The organism is Winogradskyella sp. 3972H.M.0a.05, from assembly GCF_040493455.1.
Lineage (GTDB): Bacteria > Bacteroidota > Bacteroidia > Flavobacteriales > Flavobacteriaceae > Microcosmobacter.
The window spans coordinates 189,195-212,008 of sequence record NZ_JANFDA010000004.1 but is presented as its reverse complement, the minus strand read 5'-3'; the positions used below and the strand labels follow the sequence as shown (position 1 = coordinate 212,008).

The 22,814-nt window shown below is 36.4% G+C and carries 19 protein-coding genes and 1 tRNA gene; 13 read left to right on the top strand and 7 right to left on the bottom strand.

Annotation, left to right across the window (positions count from 1 at the left end):
- The first annotated feature begins 48 nt into the window (after nucleotides 1-48).
- From NCE97_RS10050 to NCE97_RS09995, 12 genes are all read left to right on the top strand, one after another.
- The gene (locus NCE97_RS10050; RefSeq protein ID WP_353779216.1) at nucleotides 49-2,010 is read left to right on the top strand and encodes a PASTA domain-containing penicillin-binding protein; all 1,962 of its coding nucleotides are present in this window, start codon (nucleotides 49-51) and stop codon (nucleotides 2,008-2,010) included.
- Nucleotides 2,010-3,473: a UDP-N-acetylmuramoyl-L-alanyl-D-glutamate--2,6-diaminopimelate ligase gene (locus NCE97_RS10045; protein WP_353778990.1), complete on the top strand. Its 1,464-nt coding sequence runs from the start codon at nucleotides 2,010-2,012 to the stop codon at nucleotides 3,471-3,473. Before NCE97_RS10050 ends, NCE97_RS10045 begins: the two co-directional genes overlap by 1 nt.
- Nucleotides 3,473-4,714, top strand: a complete 1,242-nt coding sequence (mraY, locus tag NCE97_RS10040; protein ID WP_353778989.1) for a phospho-N-acetylmuramoyl-pentapeptide-transferase — start codon at nucleotides 3,473-3,475, stop codon at nucleotides 4,712-4,714. Before NCE97_RS10045 ends, mraY begins: the two co-directional genes overlap by 1 nt.
- Nucleotides 4,715-6,046: a UDP-N-acetylmuramoyl-L-alanine--D-glutamate ligase gene (gene murD / locus NCE97_RS10035; RefSeq protein ID WP_353778988.1), complete on the top strand. Its 1,332-nt coding sequence runs from the start codon at nucleotides 4,715-4,717 to the stop codon at nucleotides 6,044-6,046.
- A 19-nt stretch (nucleotides 6,047-6,065) separates the two neighbouring features.
- Entirely contained in the window at nucleotides 6,066-7,259 is a 1,194-nt protein-coding gene (locus NCE97_RS10030; RefSeq protein WP_353778986.1) for an FtsW/RodA/SpoVE family cell cycle protein, read from the top strand.
- Nucleotides 7,259-8,353, top strand: coding sequence for an undecaprenyldiphospho-muramoylpentapeptide beta-N-acetylglucosaminyltransferase (murG, locus tag NCE97_RS10025; RefSeq protein WP_353778985.1), 1,095 nt, complete (start codon nucleotides 7,259-7,261; stop codon nucleotides 8,351-8,353). Before NCE97_RS10030 ends, murG begins: the two co-directional genes overlap by 1 nt.
- Nucleotides 8,353-9,705, top strand: a complete 1,353-nt coding sequence (murC, locus tag NCE97_RS10020; protein ID WP_353778984.1) for a UDP-N-acetylmuramate--L-alanine ligase — start codon at nucleotides 8,353-8,355, stop codon at nucleotides 9,703-9,705. The genes murG and murC overlap by 1 nt, the downstream gene beginning before the upstream one ends.
- Nucleotides 9,695-10,414, top strand: coding sequence for a cell division protein FtsQ/DivIB (locus tag NCE97_RS10015; RefSeq protein ID WP_353778983.1), 720 nt, complete (start codon nucleotides 9,695-9,697; stop codon nucleotides 10,412-10,414). The genes murC and NCE97_RS10015 overlap by 11 nt, the downstream gene beginning before the upstream one ends.
- Before the next feature lie 3 nt (nucleotides 10,415-10,417).
- Nucleotides 10,418-11,740, top strand: a complete 1,323-nt coding sequence (gene ftsA / locus NCE97_RS10010; protein WP_353778982.1) for a cell division protein FtsA — start codon at nucleotides 10,418-10,420, stop codon at nucleotides 11,738-11,740.
- Between the two features lie 47 nt (nucleotides 11,741-11,787).
- On the top strand, nucleotides 11,788-13,698 hold the full coding sequence (gene ftsZ / locus NCE97_RS10005; protein WP_353778980.1) for a cell division protein FtsZ: 1,911 nt from the start codon (nucleotides 11,788-11,790) through the stop codon (nucleotides 13,696-13,698).
- A 103-nt stretch (nucleotides 13,699-13,801) separates the two neighbouring features.
- On the top strand, nucleotides 13,802-14,251 hold the full coding sequence (locus NCE97_RS10000; RefSeq protein ID WP_353778979.1) for a GatB/YqeY domain-containing protein: 450 nt from the start codon (nucleotides 13,802-13,804) through the stop codon (nucleotides 14,249-14,251).
- Nucleotides 14,252-14,265: 14 nt separating this feature from the next.
- A tRNA-Arg gene (locus NCE97_RS09995) sits at nucleotides 14,266-14,339 on the top strand.
- 171 nt (nucleotides 14,340-14,510) lie between these two features.
- On the opposite strand, the gene NCE97_RS09990 is transcribed toward NCE97_RS09995, so the two are convergent.
- Both NCE97_RS09990 and NCE97_RS09985 read right to left on the bottom strand, forming a co-directional pair.
- A complete protein-coding gene (locus NCE97_RS09990) occupies nucleotides 14,511-15,524 on the bottom strand; it encodes a transglutaminase domain-containing protein (protein ID WP_353778978.1) in 1,014 nt (337 codons plus the stop codon).
- A gap of 24 nt (nucleotides 15,525-15,548) precedes the next feature.
- Complete coding sequence (locus NCE97_RS09985) at nucleotides 15,549-15,998, bottom strand: carboxypeptidase-like regulatory domain-containing protein (protein ID WP_353778977.1); 450 nt, start codon at nucleotides 15,996-15,998, stop codon at nucleotides 15,549-15,551.
- A gap of 249 nt (nucleotides 15,999-16,247) precedes the next feature.
- On the opposite strand from NCE97_RS09985, the gene NCE97_RS09980 reads away from it, so the two are divergent.
- Nucleotides 16,248-16,997, top strand: a complete 750-nt coding sequence (locus tag NCE97_RS09980; protein ID WP_353778976.1) for a hypothetical protein — start codon at nucleotides 16,248-16,250, stop codon at nucleotides 16,995-16,997.
- A gap of 3 nt (nucleotides 16,998-17,000) precedes the next feature.
- On the opposite strand, the gene NCE97_RS09975 is transcribed toward NCE97_RS09980, so the two are convergent.
- The 5 genes from NCE97_RS09975 to NCE97_RS09955 all read right to left on the bottom strand — a co-directional run bounded on the left by NCE97_RS09975 (nucleotide 17,001) and on the right by NCE97_RS09955 (nucleotide 22,777).
- A complete protein-coding gene (locus NCE97_RS09975) occupies nucleotides 17,001-18,008 on the bottom strand; it encodes a LacI family DNA-binding transcriptional regulator (protein ID WP_353778974.1) in 1,008 nt (335 codons plus the stop codon).
- Between the two features lie 78 nt (nucleotides 18,009-18,086).
- On the bottom strand, nucleotides 18,087-19,553 hold the full coding sequence (locus NCE97_RS09970) for a T9SS type A sorting domain-containing protein (RefSeq protein WP_353778973.1): 1,467 nt from the start codon (nucleotides 19,551-19,553) through the stop codon (nucleotides 18,087-18,089).
- Nucleotides 19,554-19,761: 208 nt separating this feature from the next.
- On the bottom strand, nucleotides 19,762-20,667 hold the full coding sequence (locus NCE97_RS09965) for a glycoside hydrolase family 17 protein (protein WP_353778972.1): 906 nt from the start codon (nucleotides 20,665-20,667) through the stop codon (nucleotides 19,762-19,764).
- A 10-nt stretch (nucleotides 20,668-20,677) separates the two neighbouring features.
- On the bottom strand, nucleotides 20,678-22,108 hold the full coding sequence (locus NCE97_RS09960) for an MFS transporter (protein WP_353778971.1): 1,431 nt from the start codon (nucleotides 22,106-22,108) through the stop codon (nucleotides 20,678-20,680).
- A gap of 33 nt (nucleotides 22,109-22,141) precedes the next feature.
- Nucleotides 22,142-22,777: a hypothetical protein gene (locus NCE97_RS09955; RefSeq protein WP_353778969.1), complete on the bottom strand. Its 636-nt coding sequence runs from the start codon at nucleotides 22,775-22,777 to the stop codon at nucleotides 22,142-22,144.
- Nucleotides 22,778-22,814: the final 37 nt, after the last annotated feature.

Genomic DNA, 22,814 nt, shown 5'->3' with positions numbered 1-22,814 from the left:
GTAGAAGAAAAACAAATATTAAACCGATTGTATTTTGTTGCTGGCTGCATGTTTGTTTTTGTCCTTGCGGTGGTATTCAAACTAATGAGCATTCAGTTTATTCAAGGTGACAAATACAGAAGCCTTGCTGAGCAACGTACAGTAAAGAATGTTGAAATCCCAGCCAATAGAGGTAACGTTTATGCTGCAGATGGTAGTTTGTTGGCGACTTCAGTTCCAAAATACGATATCAGATTAGATGCGCTAACCCCTTCTACAGCAAACTTTGAAGATAATGTAAAGTCTTTATCAGATTCGCTATCTAGATTTTTGGGTAAATCATCAGGGCATTACGAAAGAGAAATTCGCAAAGCAAGAACAAACAAGAATAGATATTTCCTTTTAGCTCGAAACCTAAGCTATACAGACTATATAAGGTTTAGAAACTTTCCATTATTGAGTCTCGGTGCGTTTAAGGGAGGGTTAATTGTAGAGCAGAAAACTAAACGTGAGCATCCTATGGGAGGCATTGCACATAGAGCAATTGGATACGAACGATTTGACGAGGAAGGAAATGTGACCAGAGCGGGAATAGACGGAGCTTTTGGGGAAAAATATTTACGAGGAAAGAACGGTCACAGAATGAAGCAAAAGATAGGTAATGGTCAATGGAAACCTATTAGAGATAATAATGAAGTTGAGCCTCAAGATGGGTATGATATCTACACTACTATTGACGCTAATATCCAAGATATAGCGCATCATGCTTTGTTAGAACAATTAGAATACTATGAGGCAGACCATGGTTGTGTAGTTGTGATGGAAACTAATACAGGTGAAATTAGAGCAATTTCCAATTTAGGAAGAACGGAAAAAGGAACTTACTACGAGAAACGAAACTATGCCGTCTGGGAATCGCATGAGCCAGGTTCAACATTCAAGTTAATGGCTTTGGCAGTTGCTTTAGAAGATAAAGTCATAGACACAAGTGACGTGGTAGACACGCAAGGAGGAATTTTGAGTTTCTATGGCAACAAGGTAAGAGACTCTCGACGTGGAGGATATGGTAAGATAACCGTTTCAAAAGCATTTGAAGTGTCTTCAAATACAGGGATTGTAAAAACTATTGATAAGCACTATGGTAAAAACCCTAAAAAGTTTGTGGATGGGCTTTATGATATGGATTTGCATGAACAGCTTGACTTGCCAATTCTTGGAGAAGGAAAGCCGATAATACCAGACCCGAGAGTAAAGAATGGGCTTTGGAGTGGTATTGCTCTGCAATGGATGGCTTATGGATACAATGTAAAAATGACGCCACTTCAAACACTTACGTTTTACAATGCTATAGCAAATGGCGGGGAGATGTTAAGACCGCGTTTTTTAAGAGAGGTAAAAGAATATGGAAATGTTGTTGAGTCTTTCGATAAAGAAGTCATAAACAAGAAGATTTGTTCAGAAGCAACAGTCAAAAAATTACAACAGCTACTTAAGAATGTAGTGGAGAAAAAGCATGGGACAGGCTATCGTTTGCATTCTGAAAACTTTTCTATGGCTGGAAAAACGGGGACAGCTCAGACGGAATACTGGATGAAAGATTGGAGTGAGAATAAGCGTTACGTCTCTTCATTTGCAGGTTATTTCCCAGCAGAAAATCCAAAATATTCATGCATTGTAGTAATCCACAAGCCAAGTGTGAAGAAAGGATACTATGGTGCAGATGTTTCAGGTCCAGTCTTCAAAAAAATTGCACAAAAAATTTATACAGATACACCGCTGATTGATGAAGTAAAGACTTTGGCAGTAAATGATAATACCGCTGAAAAGAGTTTTGAAAATTATTTCGATACCGCAGAAACATTTAAAACAATAATGCCAAATGTAAAAGGCATGCCAACTATGGATGCTATGGCATTATTAGAGAATATGGGTCTGAAAGTAAGAGTGAGTGGTGTGGGAATTGTAAAAGAGCAATCTATAGCTAAAGGTGTAAAAGTGAAAAAAAATCAAACCGTAGAATTAACGATTTAGTGACACCATTAAAGGACATATTATATAAGGTTACTATCAATGCAGTTGTTGGCAGTACTAATATTGTCATTGATGAAATTAATTACGATTCTCGTAAAGCTTCAGAGCACGATGTCTTTGTAGCTATTTCTGGTGTGAGTGTCGATGGACACAATTATATAGACAAGGCTATAGATAATGGTTCAGTAGCTGTAGTTTGTGAAGCACTGCCAGAAAATCTCAGAGATGGAATTACTTATGTAGAGGTTGAAGACTCTAGTAGTGCATTAGCATTTATGGCAGCCAATTATTATGAATTGCCATCAGAGAATCTAAGACTTGTAGGTGTAACAGGAACAAATGGTAAAACTACAGTTGCCACATTGCTATATCAGTTATTCAAGAAAGCAGGATACAAGGTTGGGTTATTATCTACTGTAAAAATTATGGTAGACGATAAAGCCTATGATGCGACACACACAACTCCAGATCCATTAGTAATTAACTCGCATTTAAAGCAGATGAATGATGAAGGCGTTGAGTTTTGCTTTATGGAAGTGAGCTCGCACGGAATTCATCAGAACCGTATTGAAGGTTTGTATTTTGAAGGTGGAATCTTTACCAACTTATCGCACGACCATTTAGACTATCACGCTTCATTTGCAGAATACAGAGATGTAAAAAAACGATTCTTCGATCAGTTATCTGCCAAAGCTTTTGCATTGGTCAATATAGATGATAAGAATGGTTTAGTAATGTTGCAAAATACAGCAGCAAGGAAGTATACCTATGCATTAAAAACCTATGCTGATTACAAAGCGCAGATTCTAGAAAATCAATTTGGAGGTTTATTGCTGAAAATCAATGAGAATGATTTGTGGTCAAAACTCGTTGGGCACTTTAATGCCTATAATCTGGCGGCGATCTATGCTACGGCTCAGTTGCTTGGGTTGGAAAAGGTAGAATGCCTCAGATTAATGAGTGAGCTAGAAAGTGTTAGTGGGCGATTCCAATACATTGTATCAGACGAAAACATCACTGCTATAGTTGACTATGCGCACACTCCAGATGCTTTAAAAAATGTATTAGAGACCATCAATTCAATAAGAACAAAGAATGAAGAACTCATAACTGTTGTTGGTTGTGGAGGTGATAGAGATAAAACGAAGCGTCCAAAAATGGGGCACATTGCTTCAGAATTGAGTACCAAAGTCATTTTTACCAGCGATAATCCCCGAAGTGAAGAGCCACAATCAATTATAGACGATATAGAGCAAGGTGTAGAGCCAATCAATTTCAAAAAAGTAGTCTCTATTCTCGATAGAAAACAAGCGATAAAGGCAGCATGTCAAATGGCTAATGCTAATGATATCATTCTCATTGCAGGTAAAGGACATGAAACCTACCAAGAAATTAAAGGAGAACGCTTTGATTTTGATGATTATAAGATAGTACAGGAATTTTTAACACAATTGCAGAAATAATGTTGTATTACCTATTCGAATATTTAGAACAACAATTTCAGTTTCCAGGAGCATCACTCTTTGGGTTTATCACCTTTAGAGCAGCTATGGCTATCATTTTATCATTACTGATTTCTACAGTTTATGGTAAACGCATCATTAGGTTTTTGCAAAAAAAGCAAGTAGGAGAAACCATTAGAGACCTCGGGTTAGAGGGGCAAGCTCAAAAGGCTGGGACACCAACAATGGGAGGAATCATAATTATTCTTGCGACACTCATTCCAGTTCTGTTATTGTCGAAGCTTGAAAACATCTATATCATATTACTGATTATAACCACCGTTTGGATGGGAGCCATTGGTTTTATAGATGATTATATCAAAAAATTCAAAAATGATAAACAAGGTCTGAAAGGAAGATTTAAAGTGCTTGGCCAAGTTGGCTTAGGGATTATAGTTGGTGCAACATTGTATTTCCATAATGATGTTACCGTAAAAGAGAAAATACCTATGGTTGAGCAACAGCAGTTGCTTCAAGAAGACCCAAATACTTCTGTAGCTAAGTTTTTTAAGGATGAAGAGAAATCAACTAAAACTACGATTCCTTTTGTGAAGAAAAATGAATTCGATTATGCGGATTTAATCACTTGGATAAACCCAGACTTAGGTAAGTATGCCTGGATCATTTTCATTTTAGCTTCAATATTCATTATCACGGCAGTTTCCAATGGAGCAAATCTAACCGATGGTATCGATGGATTGGCAGCAGGTTCTTCGGCAATAATCGTATTAACGCTAGGGATTTTTGCTTGGGTATCTGGTAATATCATTTTCTCCGATTACCTCAATATTATGTACATCCCGAGGGTTGAAGAAATCACCATATACATCGCTGCATTCGTAGGAGCTTTGGTTGGATTCTTATGGTACAATACGTATCCAGCTCAAGTGTTTATGGGTGATACGGGAAGTTTAACAATAGGAGGAATCATAGCAGTAATAGCAATAGCAGTAAGAAAAGAGTGGTTGATTCCATTACTATGTGGAATCTTCTTGGCAGAAAACCTATCGGTAATGTTACAAGTGAGCTATTTCAAGTACACGAAGAAAAAATATGGAGAAGGGCGACGCATTTTTAAGATGTCTCCTTTACACCACCATTATCAAAAATTAGGATATCACGAAAGTAAAATAGTTACCAGATTCTGGATTGTAGGAATTCTGCTGGCCATTTTAACGATCGTGACCTTGAAGATTAGATAGATGAAGAGACTCGTTGTTTTGGGAGGCGGAGAAAGCGGAGTAGGAACAGCTTTGTTAGCAAAAGCTAAAGGTTTTGAGGTTTTTGTCTCGGACAAAGGAACGATAAAGGAAAATTATAAGAACGTTCTTATACATCATGAGATTGAATGGGAAGACGGACAACATTCAGAAGTTAAAATACTGAATGCAGATCTGGTTATGAAAAGCCCTGGTATTCCTGAAAAGGTTTCAATAGTACACCAATTAATAGCTCTAGGGACTCCTGTGATTTCAGAAATAGAGTTTGCATCAAAATATACAGATGCCACTATTATCGGAATCACAGGTAGTAACGGAAAGACTACTACAGCAACCTTGACGAATCACGTCTTAAAGCAAGAATTAAATGTAGGATTGGCTGGAAATATTGGCGACAGCTTTGCGAAACAAGTTTTAGAGGAAGATTACCCGAATTATGTATTGGAGATAAGCAGTTTTCAGTTAGACGGGATACAAACCTTCAAGCCAAAAATTGCTGTTTTAACCAATATTACACCAGACCATTTGGATCGTTACGATTACAATTTCGAAGCATATATCGCTTCAAAATTCAGAATTGCAATGAATCAAACTTCTGATGACTTTTTCATTTACGATGCCGACGATGAAGTGATAACCAGTTGGTTGGAAAAGCATCCTGTTCAATCCAAATTATTGCCATTTTCTTTAGAAAAAAAGTTAGAAAATGGCGCCTGTATAGATAAAGAGAATATAAAAATAACAATAGATAACAACCAAATCATTATGCCAACAAAAAGTATAGCACTAGAGGGTAAACACAATATTAAAAATGCGATGGCTGCATCAACAGTGGCGCATTTATTAAAGATTAGAAAACAAACCATAAGGGAAAGCCTAGAGAATTTCCAGGGTGTAGAACATCGTTTGGAGCACGTGCTCAAAATCAACAAGGTAGACTACATCAATGACTCTAAGGCTACTAATGTTAACGCTACATATTATGCTTTAGAAAGTATGGATGCACCAACAGTGTGGATTGTAGGAGGAGAAGATAAAGGCAATAGCTATGAAGAGTTGTTCCCTTTTGTAAATGAAAAGGTCAAAGCTATTGTGTGCTTAGGTGTGGATAATGAAAAGTTGATGAAAACATTCTCAGGTATGGTGGATGTTATTATCGAAACGCAATTTATGAGTGAAGCTGTAAAGATTGCTTATAAAGTTGCAGAAGCAGGAGATAATGTATTGTTGTCGCCAGCATGTGCTAGCTTCGATTTATTTGAGAATTATGAAGATAGAGGACGTCAATTTAAAAACGCAGTGAGAAACTTATAAAGGTTTTTAGGTTTAAATAATGAAAGGATTACTAACAAACATAAAAGGAGATAGACTCATCTGGGCTATAGTAGCACTTTTGGCAATTTTCTCTTTTTTACCTGTGTATAGCGCAGCTAGTAATCTTGCTTATACTGGAGGAGCGGGCAATACATTTAGCTATTTCGTGAAGCACTTTATGCATTTGTTTTTAGGCTTTGCAATAATGTATGGTGTCCACAAAGTGCCTTACAGATATTTTAGAGGCTTATCGATGGTGATGTTACCAATTGTATTGGTATTGTTGGCAATTACCATTGTGCAAGGTAAAACTATTGGAGGTGCCAATGCAAGTCGATGGATTCAAATACCAGTCGTTGGAATGTCGTTTCAAACATCTACGTTGGCTTCAGTCGTGTTAATGGTGTATGTGGCGAGATATCTATCAAAAATTAAAGACAAGGCTATCACCTTTAAGGAGTCTGTTCTTGCTTTATGGTTACCCGTATTTTTAGTCTTAATGCTTATTCTTCCAGCAAACTTTTCAACAACAGCCATTATTTTTTCCATGGTGGTTATGTTGACTTTTATTGGTGGTTATCCAATAAAATATTTAGTGACGATCATAGGTGCAGGTGTTGTGGCATTTGCAATGTTCATTCTGGTAGCTAAAGCATTTCCAGAGGCTATGCCAAATCGTGTTGATACATGGATGGGCAGAATTGAGAGTTTTACCAACGGAGAAGACACTGAAGCAGATTACCAAATCGAAAAAGCAAAAATTGCTATTGCTTCTGGAGGCATTCAAGGACTTGGTCCTGGTAAGAGCATACAAAAAAACTTTTTACCACAATCATCTTCCGATTTCATATTTGCGATAATAATAGAAGAGTATGGGTTAATAGGTGGTGTGTTCTTGTTGATTCTATACTCATGGTTGTTGTTTAGAATCGTTATTGTTTCACAAAAAGCAACGTCAGTTTTTGGAAAACTTCTCGTGCTGGGAGTCGGCTTGCCAATTGTGTTTCAAGCATTAATAAATATGGCTGTGGCTGTAGAATTGTTCCCAGTTACAGGTCAAACATTACCATTAATAAGTAGTGGAGGAACATCAATTTGGATGACATGCTTAGCAATAGGGATAATACTTAGTGTAAGTGCAAAACGACAAGAAGAAAAAGAACAAACAATTAACGAGGACAATCCTCTTGAAATACTTAGCGAAACAATTTAATGAGCAATTATAAGATCATATTATCTGGAGGGGGAACAGGGGGACATATCTATCCTGCCATTGCAATTGCTAACGAATTGAAACAACGCTTTCCTAATGCTGAATTTTTGTTTGTAGGTGCTAAGGATAGAATGGAAATGGAGAAAGTGCCTCAATCTGGATATAATATTGAAGGACTTTGGATTTCCGGAATCCAGCGAAAGTTAACGCTGAAAAACCTGATGTTCCCTTTCAAGTTGTTGAGCAGTTTGATGAAGGCCAGAAAGATTATCAAAACATTTAAGCCCGATGTTGCCATAGGTACTGGAGGTTTTGCTAGTGGTCCATTGCTGCAAGTAGCTTCAGGGAAAAAGATACCTAGTCTTATTCAAGAGCAAAACTCTTTTCCTGGTATCACTAACAAGTTGTTATCGAAAAAGGTGAATAAAATTTGTGTGGCTTATGATGACTTGGAGCGTTTCTTTCCGAAGGAAAAAATTATAAAAACCGGAAACCCAATACGCGAAGACTTGCTTCATATTGAAGGCAAGACAGTTGATGCAAAAACAAACTTCAAACTAAACCATGGGAAGTACACCCTATTAGTTTTAGGAGGAAGCCTAGGTTCTAGAAGAATTAATCAATTGATCGAAGACAAACTAGAGTTTTTTCAAACACAAAATGTGCAAGTCATTTGGCAGTGTGGTAAGCTATATTATTCAGAATACAAGCAATATAATAAGCTGGATAATGTCCAGGTGCACCCTTTTATTAATACGATGGATTTGGCTTATGCTGCGTCCGATATTATTATTTCGAGAGCAGGAGCAAGTTCGGTATCAGAGTTGTGTGTTGTTGGTAAGCCAGTGATTTTTATTCCATCTCCGAATGTGGCAGAAGATCATCAGGCTAAAAACGCAATGGCAATTGTAGAGAAAGATGCGGCTATGATGGTTAAAGAAAGTGATTTGGATGTTGATTTTGAAAACGCATTTACACAGCTAGTTAGCTCCCAAGATAAGCAACGAACATTAGGAGAAAATATTAAAAAACTAGCCATGCCCAATGCTACAAAAGACATTGTAGATGAGGTTGAAAAACTGTTAAACATATAGTGGAGTTAAAAAAAGCACATAACATTTATTTCATAGGTATCGGAGGTATCGGTATGAGTGCTCTAGCACGCTATTTTGTTGCAAACGGAAAGCAGGTGGCTGGCTATGATAGAACACAAACCGACATTACAGATGCACTGGAAGATTTGGGTGTTTCTATTCATTTTGAAGATAATGTTGATTTGATTCCAGTCGAGTATCTAAACCCTGAAACGACATTAGTAGTTTACACACCAGCGATTCCAAATGAACATACTGAGCTTACATATTTTAGAAACAACAACTATGACGTGTTAAAACGTTCTGCTGTTTTAGGGGAGATCACAAAAAACACCTTCTGTTTAGCCGTTGCAGGAACACATGGTAAGACGACGACGACCAGTATTCTAGGACATTTACTAAAATGCTGTGAGGTGCCAGTTACAGCATTTTTGGGAGGCGTAAGCGAAAACTATAATTCCAACCTTATTCTACATGGCACAGAGGTTACAGTTGTTGAAGCAGACGAATTTGACCGTTCGTTCCTTACCCTCTTTCCGGACTTCATTTGTATTACTTCCATGGATGCAGATCATTTAGACATCTATGGTGAAGTTGAAGCGTTGGAAGATTCGTTTAGAGCGTTCACAAAACAGTTAAAACCCAATGGGAAACTCTTTGCAAGACAAGGACTTTCTATAGAGGGTATGACCTATGGTATAGAAGACCATTCAGACTATTCAGTACAAAATATTAAGATAAAAAGTGGAACCTACGTTTTTGATGTGAAGACACCAAAGCACACACTTAAAGATGTAGAATTTAGCCTACCTGGACGACATAATCTGTCGAATGCATTAATAGCCTTGGCGATGGCTGTGGAGTATGGTTGCCCTCACCAGCAGCTCGTCAAGGCCTTAGCATCTTACAAAGGAGTAAAACGACGTTTCACGTATCAAATTAAAACCAAAGAGCTGGTTTTTATTGATGATTATGCACATCATCCTGAGGAAATCAAAGCAGTGCACCAAGCAGTTAGAGAAATGTATCCAGAAAAACAGGTTTTGGCCATTTTTCAACCACATTTATTCAGCAGAACTCAAGATTTTGCTGATGAATTTGCTGAAGCACTATCGTTGTTCGATAACATTATTTTATTGCCAATTTATCCAGCAAGAGAATTGCCAATCGAAGGCGTTACTTCAGATTGGTTATTAGAAAAAATTGATAATCAGAATAAAAAATTAATAGAAAAGAAAGATATAGTTAATGATTTGCAAACCAGAGAATTGCAAGTTGTAATTACTATTGGCGCGGGTGATATAGGAGAAGAAGTACAACGTATTAAAGAAGCATTACAAATTGCGAGTTAATTATAATTACATAAAAGTCTTTGTATTACTAGTGTTAGTGGTGTTTTTGTTTGCCTTTTCGGCACATAGAAATTCAGTAAGAAAAGTAGAAGAACCTAAGATCAAATTTTCAGGAGAAAATAACCTATATATTACCCAAGAGGCTGTTAGTAAATTGTTAATACAAAATCAACAGAGTGTTACGGACAAGCCTAAAGAAGTTATAGATTTGAACCGATTAGAAGTCGCCCTAAACTCTAACCCCATGATTAAAGAGGCACAAGTACATATGTCAGTGAGTGGTGTGCTTACGGCCGAAATCGAACAGAAAAAGCCTATTGCAAGAGTTCATACTAATGCGTCGTATTACATAGATGATGAGGGTTCTTTTATGCCGTTGTCAACTAATTATTCTGCAAGAGTACCTCTGGTTACTGGTGTTGTGAAAAAGAATAAGCTAGCTAAAATTTTTAAAGTTGCTCAAAAGATTCAATCTGATGAGTTCCTCAAAACGCACGTCATTGCGATTCATCAAAATGAAGATGAAACCATAGACTTAAGAGTACGCGGTAATGACTTTAAAATTCAACTAGGTAGTTTACAACAATTAGATAAAAAGATTAATAACCTTAAAGCCTTTTACAAAAAAGCCATTAAGGACAAAACTATAGATAGTTATAGTATAGTGAATTTAAAGTTTGATAGCCAAGTGATATGCACTAAAAAATAAACTATGGAAAGCAACAAGATTTCAGTAGGATTAGACATAGGAACCACAAAGATTGTGGCTATGATAGGTCGTAAGAATGAGTACGACAAGCTCGAGATTTTGGGTATAGGAAAATCCAAAAGCCTTGGTGTGCATAGAGGCGTGGTCAATAACATTACGCAAACGATCCAATCCATTCAGCAAGCTGTACAAGAAGCAGAAGCCGAAGCAGGACAAAAAATAGACGAGGTTACCGTAGGAATTGCTGGGCAGCACATTAGAAGCCTTCAGCATAGTGATTATATCACCAGAGCTAATTCAGAAATGGTGATTGATGATGAAGATATAGATCGTTTGATTAACCAAGTACATAAGTTGGTGATGCTTCCAGGTGAAGAAATTATTCATGTATTGCCACAAGAATATAAAGTTGATGGACAGGCTGAAATTAAAGAGCCAAAGGGTATGTATGGAGGTCGATTAGAAGCGAACTTCCATGTTGTAGTTGGTCAGGTTTCATCCATAAGAAATATTGGTAGATGTGTGAAGAGTTCAGGACTAGAACTAGAAGGCATCACCTTAGAGCCATTAGCATCTGCAAACGCAGTCTTGAGTCAAGAAGAAAAAGAAGCTGGAGTCGCATTGATTGATATAGGTGGAGGAACAACAGATTTAGCGGTGTTCAAAGATGGCATTATAAGACATACAGCAGTAATCCCTTTTGGTGGTAATGTCATTACAGAAGACATCAAAGAAGGCTGCTCCATCATAGAGAAGCAAGCAGAGTTGCTAAAAATAAAATTTGGTTCGGCTTGGCCAGGTGAAAACAAGGATAATGAAATTGTATCGATTCCAGGGTTAAGAGGAAGAGATCCAAAGGAAATAACATTAAAGAATTTATCTAAAATCATTCACGCGAGAGTTGTAGAAATCATCGAGCAAGTTTATGTAGAAATAAAGAACTACGGACACGAAGAGCAGAAGAAAAAACTCATTGCAGGAATAGTTTTAACAGGAGGAGGAAGCCAACTAAAACACTTAAAGCAATTAGTTGAGTACATCACTGGTATGGATACCAGAATAGGCTATCCTAACGAGCATTTGGCAGGAGGAAGTGATGAAGACATTACCAGTCCATTATTTGCTACCGCAGTAGGATTGGTTATGGATGGTTTAAAACGACAAGAGCGCAAACGTGTTGAAGAAAGAGCAGCAATGGCAGAGCAAATGGAATCTTCTGAAGCAGAAGCAATGCCAGAAGAAGAGCCAGTGCAAAAACCAGAGCGCAAATCCTTTTTGGATAAACTCACGGAGCGCGTTAAAGATTTTTTAGATAACGCAGAATAAAATAAAGACAGTTAATTAATCAATTATAGAACCCAAAAACTGATTACATGAGCAACAAAAACGATTTTGGCAATATTGCTTTCGATTTACCAAAAAACCAATCCAATGTGATTAAGGTTATTGGTGTAGGAGGAGGGGGAAGCAATGCCATTAACCACATGTTCCAACAAGGAATTAAAGGTGTAGACTTTGTCATCTGCAATACAGATGCACAAGCACTACAGAATAGTGGTGTCCCAAATAAAATCCAATTAGGAGTAAACCTTACCGAAGGATTAGGTGCAGGAGCCAATCCAGAAGTAGGAGAGCAAGCAGCTGTAGAAAGCTTAGAAGACATTCGTAGAATGTTAGATACCAATACCAAAATGATATTTATCACAGCTGGTATGGGAGGTGGTACCGGAACTGGAGCAGCACCTATTATTGCTAAAATGGCAAAAGAATTAAATATTCTTACTGTAGGTATTGTTACAATGCCATTTCAGTTTGAAGGTAAGATGAGAAATAAACAAGCTCAGCTAGGTGTAGAAAACCTTAGACAGCATGTAGACTCATTGATTGTAATTAACAATAATAAGCTTAGAGAAGTGTATGGAAATCTTGGGTTCAAGGCAGGATTCTCTAAAGCCGATGAAGTCTTATCGACAGCATCTAGAGGAATAGCAGAAGTAATTACACATCACTATACTCAAAACATCGATTTACGCGATGCTAAAACAGTACTTAGTAATAGCGGTACTGCAATAATGGGATCTGCAACTGCATCTGGGCAAACCAGAGCGCAAGAAGCAATCATGAAAGCTTTAGACTCTCCATTATTAAACGATAATAAAATTACTGGAGCCAAAAATGTATTGTTGCTTATCGTTTCTGGTTCACAAGAAATCACCATCGATGAGATTGGAGAGATCAATGACCATATTCAAAGTGAAGCAGGTCATGGTGCCAATATCATTATGGGTGTTGGTGAAGATGAATCTCTAGAAGAAGCAATTGCAGTGACGATTATCGCAACAGGCTTTAATGTTGATCAGCAAAACGAATTATCTAATACTGAGGCTAAAAAAGTTGTTCATGCCTTAGAGGATGATGAAGATATCAATGTGAAGGAAGCTGACCCAGCAATTATTGCTCCTGAAATTGTTCTGGAAAAAGAGGAAGAAGAGGTTGTTATTCATACGCTTACGGATGACGACATGGAAGAGAATGAAGCTGATCCAATGGATTTGATTCCAACAACAGAATTCATAAAAAATATTAGTGTGGTGTATGATGAAGTATTGGATACACCAGAAGCTACTGTAGAAACCATAGAAGATGATTTTGTAATTACACCTGTTAATGAAGTTGAAGAAGTTGTGGTAGAAGATACGGAAGAAGAACAAATCACTTTAACTTTCGACTTACCATTATCGGAACCAATAGAGGAAGAAGAGCCAGCAAAAGAGGAGAAGATATTGTTCTCTTTAGATGAAGAGGTGAAAGATATGGATGTTGAGTATACCGAGATGATTCCTGTAACAGAAGCTAACGAAACAGGAGAGAGACGTTATGCGCTCGAAGATGTAACAACTTACGAATCTTCTATGAACAAAGCTGCTGCTGTTGAGCCAGAAGTAGAAGAAGAAATAGTTTTCGAAAAGAAAGTTCTACCAGCCGAAGATGAAAAGGCTGATGAACAAGAAGAGATAGACCCGATGAACAGCCCTATTTCAGAATTGCTAAAGGCGAGAGCCGATGAACGCAGAAGAAAGATGAAAGATTTCAACTACAAGTTCAATAATGCAAAGATTGATGAAATAGAAAAAGAACCTGCTTATAAAAGACAAGGTGTGAATCTAGAAGAGACACAACACTCTTCAGAAACGAATGCTTCTAGACTATCCGTTGGAACTGACGACAACGACGATATTCAGCTAAGAAGTAACAATTCATTTTTACACGACAACGTAGATTAATAGCAAATTTTAGTTTAGTGTTTCACACTTGTCAAACCCGAAAAGCGATGCCAGCTTTTCGGGTTTTCTTTTTATCTTCGCAGTTCTAAATAAATTAAACACAATGAGTTTACAACAAGACGTTATGGCTGCAATGAAGACAGCCATGAAAGAGAAAGATCAAGTAGCATTAACAGCTTTAAGAGCAGTTAAATCAGCAATACTTTTGGCTCAGACTGAAAGTGGATCTAGTGGAGAATTGACTGAAGAACAGGAATTGAAATTACTTCAAAAACTTGTAAAGCAACGTAAGGATAGTGCTGCGGTTTATTTAGAACAAGATCGAAAAGACTTAGCACTACCTGAAATCGATGAAGCTGAAGTCATTAGTCAATTTTTGCCAGAAGCTCTTAGTGAAGAAGAGATTGAAAAAGTAGTTGTAATGACTATTGATGAAATAGGAGCAGAAGGTATGAAGGATATGGGACGAGTAATGGGTATTGTAAGCAAGCAACTTGCTGGGCAAGCCGATGGTAAAACTATATCGACTATTGTTAAGGCTAAATTGTCTTAGTTGATATCAATAAAGGCCACGTAGCTCAGCTGAATAGAGCACTGGATTTCGGCTCCAGCGGTCGCAGGTTTGAATCCTGCCGTGGTCACGAATAAACCGACAAAAAGTTGAAATGAAGCAAGTTCAAAATAAAGAGCTTGCTTTTTTATTTTGGATGTAGCTGTAATTTCTTTTGTTGGTTTTCAGCGCGTAGCGCTAGGGATGCGCTAGCAATCCTATCATTTTTGCAAAAAATCTAATCCTGCTAGATTCGCTAAAACTACTTTTTTACATTGAAAGTATATGTGGAGATGTAATCATCTTCAATCATTAGATGCACATCATAGAAACCAGTTTGATCAAATTCAAACTCTATGGTTAAGGTGTTATCTTTATCGATGGTAGGAGAAGGTTTTATAGTTCTGTTTTTTACACCTCTGTCCAGAACAATGACGACATCTTCTGTATTAATGAACTTATGTAATTTGTACTCAAACGTCACGGTTTCGTGCTTTCTAACGGTATTATGCATTTTTTTAGGCGTGTTGTGTAGCGCCAAATTAGAAAACCCTTTACCATAAATGATTGGTGACTCTAGGAAGTCATCAAAAGTAGGAGCGTCGTCTCCTAAAAGTGTCCATTTGGTATCTGCAGGAAAGTGATTCTTTATAAATAATCTAGGTTCAGCTAAGAAATACCCATTATTGTACTGAAATGTAAACTGATTATTATCTGGATTTATCAAACCACTAGACCAAGTAGGATCACAGAGGTACCATTTGCCATCGAGCTGTACAGCATTCCAAGAGTGGTTTGGAGTATCTAAGTTGTCGAGATTAGTTGTGCTTGTTTTGGCATACCCTTGAACTATGGTACAGTTGATATCTGCCAACACAGACAACTCTTTGATTAGATATGCATAACCAGTACAAATTGTTTTCTTGTTATTAAGAAGCTTAGAAAATAGATCTTTTTTAAAGCGATCGTTCCAGTTTTTGAGCAGTATGCTATCATTTTTATAGCGCTTTCTTTTTCTCTTGTTCTTTAAAAAGAAACCGTAATCATTTTCAATATTACTCGTTACCCAAATGTAGATAGCTCTAAATCGTTCTACATCTGTATCCAAATTTGATGTAAGCCTACTGGCCAATCCAGTTAGATTAGTAAGACCTTCATCCTTGCATGCCAATGCTGTACTATCTGCTTTTCGAAAATTTATATGATCAAAATCAGATACTTGCGCACTTACATGGCATGCAAAAACAAGGCATAACAGATGTACAAGAAATTTCATCTAAGAGAAATTTGTTATAAGGTATTAAGAGCCCTTACGCTTAGATTTATAAGGTTTGTTTACCTGTACAGACTCTAAAATGTCTATCAATTCTTCTTCTAAAACAATTCGTAGAACAGTAGTGTCTTCCTTGATAACGATCTCTTGAGTTTTGTATCCTAAATAGCTAAAAACCAAAATATCTCCTGGATTCAAGTCTTGAGGGAATACAAAAACACCATCTTTATCTGTGTAAGTGGCGATTTCTGTTCCCTTTAGGGCGACACTGGCTCCAGGTAATGGGCCTGTGTTATCCCTTACATTTCCTTTGATAGTTGTTTGGTCTGAAGCTTTTACAACATTAGAGAGTAAACTCGTTTTTGCAGCCTCACTCTGAGCATTTGCAGTATTTAACCCTGCAATCATCGCAAAGCTTAGCACTAAAGCGGCTAAGCTAAATACTTTGTACTGTGTTAATTTAATTTGTGTTTTCATAATTCTTTGTTTTATCCAAATCTATTGGCTTAAGTATTATTATAAAAGTTGTTTTGAGTTATCGATATGATTCGCTTTGTAAATGTGTCTAATGAATTAGTTAAGGTATTAATCTATGAAATTAATCAAAAAAACACATAGATTGAAAACATGGATGTTAATTAACTAACATATTATGTGAATAATGATAAACAATAGAGTATCAGGTTTGAAGCATTTTTTTCTAAATTTGTTATAAACCCATTCACTATGACATTAAAATTACGTTTTCTTTTTACGCTATTAATTGCAAACACTTTTGTGTTATTCGCTCAAGAAACAGTAAATCTATCTGGATATAACGGATCGGGATTTACGGTTACTGCTACTTCAACAGTAAATGATGATATTATAATTGTTTTTGAAGATGTAGACATTATTCAAAATTTCTACACGCAATTTCAAGATCAGATTTATATGTATGGAGGCTTAGATACAGTTGACGGACCGTTTCAAGGTGCGCCAGATTTTAATGATTATTTGGTCTCACATCCAGTTTTGGTATTAATAGACGGAGATAATAATGCGCAACCAAATACCTATAGCATTATTATTAATCTGGCGGATGAGTATAGTTCTGTACCAGATGGAACAATGGTTTTTGGATTCAACTTATTGTTTCAGAATCAGTTTGGGGGATTAGGACAGCCAAATAATCAGACGGAGAACTTATACATAGACCTTACCGATGCTATGAAAGATTCTACACTTAGTATTGGAGATGTCAATGCTTCAAATAACGTGGTGAAGTACTTCAATGATAGATTATTTATTCCTAACGCTACATATTCTGAAGTGTCTGTGAAAGTTTATGATTTGTTAGGGAAGATGATTTACGATAATAAGAATCTATCTGTTCAAAATTCTTATTCTGAAAGAATTAACCTAAACCATAAAGGAGTAAAGGTAATTATTGTAGAGACCGAAGACTTCAGAAAAGTTATTAAAGCAATCGATTAGTGTTTATGTCGATTCTCTTTGATCTATTGTGACAGGAATTACAGTAGTTTCATACTTTTTTATCTCATCTTTATTATGCAATCGCTTAATGAGGAGGTTTAATGACATTCTACCTATTTCATCTGCATGTTGATTTATGGTAGATAATTTTGGTGTCGAATAGTTGGCTATAGAAGCATCAGCAAAACCGATAACAGAGATATCCTCTGGAACAGATTTTCCTTTACTTCTGGATAAATTTATAGCAACAACTCCAGACGTATTGTCAGCGGCAAATATGCCATCGATGTTTTTATGCTTATCAAGAAAATCTGCGATTTTCTTTTGAGGGTCTTCACTACGATCTACACTAAGTATAAGCGTTTCGGTTGAAACTTCTTGATGATCTTCAATAGCTTTTTTATAGCCGTCTAAACGAAGTTTTCCCACGCTTAGATTATCAATATTGCTGATTAAAGCGATTTGCTTTCGACCTTTATCAATCAAGAATTTAGTAGCGTCATATGCAGCTTTAAAATCATCAATAATGATTTTATCGCATTCAATATCATTTGCAACTCTATCAAACATCACCAAAGGGATATTTTGGTCTTTTATAGACTTAAAATGAGCACTTTCTTTAGAGACTTGTGTTTCTTCAGCAACAGATAAAATAAACCCATCGACACTGCCATTCGATAATAATTCCAGACTATCTTTTTCTTTGGATGTGAACTCGTTTGAAAGGCAAGTAATAATGTTATAGCCATTTTCAGTAGCTTCTTTTTCTATGCCCAAAAGCACTTTAGCAAAGAAGTGATTGAGAATATCGGGTAAGATAACTCCAATAGTTTTGGTGCTGTTACTCTTAAGACTAAGTGCAACCTTATTGGGTTTGTAATTATAGATTTTAGCAGCTTCTTTTACACGTTTAATTGTTGGTAAACTAATCTCTGGACTGTCATTTAACGCTTTTGATACAGTTGAAGGAGATATATTTAGTTTTTTGGCGAGTTCTTTTATAGTCATCATACTATGTGTAAAAATAAAAAAAAGAGCGTATCCTTTAACTGAAAGGAATACGCTCTTAATGCACAATTATTAATAAAACTAATCTTTAATAAGTTTTATAGTTTCTGAACCACTTACAGTTTCTATTTTGGCAAAATAGATACCGTCATTTAGGTCAGAACCTTTTATAGTCGTAAAATTACGGTTAGGTGTTAAGGATAAAACCTGCTTGCCTAACATGTCATACATTGTAATATTTTTAATCTCGCTATTAGCAAGAATTTCCCAATTATCATTTGTTGGGTTAGGGAAAGCTTTAAAGTTTACAAGACTCAAATCATCTACACCAAGCGTGTCAGATGTACTGAAATAAAGGTTGTCTATAAAAACAGTCCCATTACCTGTAAATAATGTTTGCTTAAGGTCTGTACCATCCCAAGTACCGCTTACTAATGCAGGGAAAGTCGCATAGTGAGACAATGGAATGAAAGTACTTACCCATTGACCAGTCTCTAGAGGCTCGTCAACACCAAATCTGTAAAATGGTTCTTCTGGGTTACCACAGCAAATAGTTGCACTCAGAGAATCATCAACTAGAGAGAAGTTAAATGCTGTAGACGTCGTCGCATAGTAATTAATGTGAACATAAGTGTAAGTACCTGTAGCGTCAAAGTTTTCACCAAAACCACTTCCAAAGAATCCTAAATTGTCTACTCTTAAAACTGTATCACCATTTAAATCTGGTTGAGAAAATGCTGCTTCTGGATTAGAAAAGTCTACCAAATTAAATCCAGCAAAATCAGATGAGCTTGGATTTCCACTTAACTCACTGTAGATGTAGAAATCTGTACCTGCTGAACCATTATTACCTGGGCCGTCAGTTGGATCTGTTGCACAAGGAGGACAAGAAGCACCACCACAATCTACACCTTCTTCATCACCATTTTGCATACCATCATCACATGTAGGAGCAGCTGCGTCTGTTCCAGTAACTACAATATTGTCTACTTCAAAAGCTCCTCCAGAACCACCAATCGGTGCAGATGCCAAGTTGAAAAAGAAAATAAGTAGAGTACCATCAGTATCAAACTCACTTGGGTTTGGAGTCATATTGAATGTAAGATTAGTCCAAACTCCTTGAGTAACGCCATTTTGAATATTTTCGTTATTAACAACAACTACACCACCACCATCTCTAGCTGCCTGAGTTTGAAATTGTAGGTTGGCATTCGTAACAGCTCCAGTAATTCTAATATCAAATGAAATCTCTACACTTGAAGAATTGCCATAGTCAAAAGCATTATTGTTATAAAGAAATTGAAATGCTCTACCTTCTGAAGTTCCGTTCGCTTCATCTACTGATCCTGAGGCAAACATGGCTCCAGCCGGATTGCCTTCGGTGCCTGTCCATCCAAAAGTAGTTTCGGACAAATACGTAGGGTTGGTGTTGTTAGTCCATTCTGCAGGTAAAGCAGAATCGAAAGTTTCATTAAGAAGCTCTGTTGTTTGTGAAAACCCAATTGTTAATCCACAAACAAGAGTAAAAAGAAAAGTAATTTTTTTCATTGTTTCATTTTTTTAATTAATACTTAGTTATTAGTCTTTTTTTGTCTTTGATATTAGCTTTAATTATTGTGGCTAAATGTATCAACCATAGGTCAGATACCATATTTTTTTACCACTACAAAAAGTATACAAACACGTGAAAAGTGTTAATTTTTGATGTTTTTTATTAAAATCAGTATGCTTTTTTATTGTTATCACAAAAAACAGCTTAAAATTTTAGTTTTTCGTTTTTATCCCAAAGTCCCCAATATGCTCCAACATCACCTTCGTCTCCAACCTTCCAAGACTCATCAAATGATGAGAAATAGAACATTTCGATGTCATCTACTTCCGACCATACTTGTGCGTTGATAAAATATTTCATTGCATTAACAGCATTGGAGTGTGCACCTCTAAGGCTGCTTCCTTGACTAGGCCATCCTGTCTCTGTAATGATGACGCGTTTTCCGTTGCCAGCGTCTTTTGCCTGACCATACATTTGTTGCATATGGTTTAGAGAATATTCTATACTACAGCCTTCCCAATATGGATAACAGTTAGATAAAATCACATCGCATGCCTCTGTTATTGCAGGTCTATTAGAAAACTCATAGTAAGCATCCACATAGCCGACTTCTACATTTGGCAATGCAGCTTTAACACGATAGATATAATCTAATAGTTGCTGTTCGGTTAAATCTTTTCTGTACAATACTTCATTACCTACTGCAGCAATATCTACATGGCCCTCATTGGCTAATTGGATGAGTGCTTCAATTTCTTCTTCATTTTTTTCAAAATCATCTCCAAGCCATGCACCTACCAAAGTTTTTATGCCATGTTTTTTTGCAATTCTTGGGATGTGCTCGTTGCCTTCAATACATGAAAAGGAGCGAATCCATTTCGTATAAGGTTTTAGGATTTTTACACGTCTTTCAACTTGCTCAATAGTAATCGTGTCGCCTGGCTCTTGGCCATCTTCATACATACTGAAGCAAATTCCATGCATGCCGTTTTTTAACGTTTCATGCCAGAGATTCACTAAATCTTCATCTGAGTATTTGTCAAACTCAACTCCGATGTGTTGCGAAAACTTATCCTTAACACCTACAAGGCGTCCTTCTCTGTATGACATTTTTATTTTATTAAGTTGTTATTAATGTTAATTCTTCTCGTCGTTCAATGAGTTGTAATTTAATTTCTTCAGCTCGTTCTTCCGTAACGCTGTAATTCCTCATTACTAACATGGCTATTAATGTACCAGCTATTGGCAATCCAGAATAAAATACTCTTAAACCTGTAATAGCAGAATTTGTCTGAATGGCTACATCTGGATCAAAGCCCACCATAGACATAATGGCTCCACTTAACAGCCCAGCAATGGCAAAACCGAATTTAACCATCCACCAATAAATAGCACCGAAAATTCCTTCTCTTCTCTTCCCAGTCTTTAACTCATCTAGATCAATGACATCAGCAGTCATTGACATCATAAGAGTAAAGAGACTACCAATACCAAAAGAGAAAAAAGGGAGTGCAAAAATGAACATGTAAGGTTTTCCAGGAATAAATAGGAACCAGAGCATTATGTACCCTATAAGAGAAATACCTTGAGAAATCATAAAGGTTTTCTTTTTACCTATCATCTTAGATACTTTAGTGATAATTGGAATGACCAAAAATGTAGTAGCTAAAGCACCTATACTTCCAAAAAGTGTAGGCCATATACCAGCATCACCAGCATCACCGTTAAACAAATGATAAACAATAATAAAGAACGAGAATGCTGCTACAGTATTAAATGCATTGAAAACGAAAAAGGTTGCGACACAAAGCTTTCTGAAAGGTTTTGATTGAAATGCTTCTTTAAAGCTGTTGAAAATTTTCTTTAAACTACGTCCAATATTTTTAGCGGTCAATGGAGTATAGTCCTCATTTAAAGTTGATTTACTTTTAATAAAAATTGCTGGAACCATGGCAAATAGCATGCAGACAACACCAACCCAAATAGCTAATTCTCGTGTTGCTATGTCAGCAGAATCAAACCAACCTTTATCGTACATAATAACCCAAAACCATGGCGCAATAACCCAAGCCCATTGTCCGATCCATTGAGCAACAGCCATTATATCTGTACGCTCGTGAAAATCATCACTCATTTCATAACCCATAGCAACGTAAGGAACACTAAATATGGTTAGGCCTAAATAAAAAACAAAAGACCAGATAAGGAAATAAGTAAAGTTATAATTAATCCCATTTTCCCTGTACAATTGCCACATAATAGCAAATGATATACCCATGATGATTGCTCCAACGAAGACATATTGCCTTCTTCTTCCCCAACGAGATTTTGTGTTGTCAGAAATAAAGCCCATGATAGGGTCTGTTATAGCATCAAATATTCTTGGTAAGAAGAAAAGAACTCCCCACATCCATCCTGGGAAGCCTAGATCTTGAACAAGAACGACCATAAAAATTGCCAAAATAGCAGGAAACATTTGATTGGCTAACATGCCTATCCCGAATGCAACCTTTTGATCAAATGAAACTCTATTTTTATGTGGTTTAATCATTATTAAGATTTATAGCATTTAATGAGATTTTCATTAGAAAACACCTCTACAGTTTTTCCTTGTATGAACAACAAGTCGTTCCACTTCATTAGCTCCATTTGGAATTTCTTCTAATTTTAAACCAGGATAGTTGTCAGCCTCTTTCCATTTGACTATTGTATTACTAAAAAAAGACGAAGCTGTAGAATCTGCTTCATAGATAATTAGATCATAAGCTTCTCCTTTATCACCACCAAAACGAGTAACAACTTGCCATTCTCCATCTCTTTTATAGGAAGTATTTGTGTGATCTGATTGCGGGTAATATCTATCATCTGTAGGTCTTATTAATACCCATATGTCTTTTTTATGAGATTCTGGATAAACACCCATAGTGAGAATACGACAATCTACGGAATCTTTATCTATAGGAGAAACCACTTTAACTGTTTCAACTGGTCCCTCAATCTTTAGTTTATTCCCAATGGAAACTTGTTCAAGTTGATTGTTGTAATTCACAAATTCTGAAGAATAACTTCCAAACATCATCATTAAAACACCAATGATGCCCATAGGTATTCCAATCTTAGTATTGAGGAGTCTTTTATGTGAGTTTATTTTTATACTGCCAAGTACTGCAATTAAAGTAAGTAAAACTCCTATTGCTATGATTATTATTTTTGCCGACATCTTAATATTTTATTTAATTACTTATAAATTATTCAAG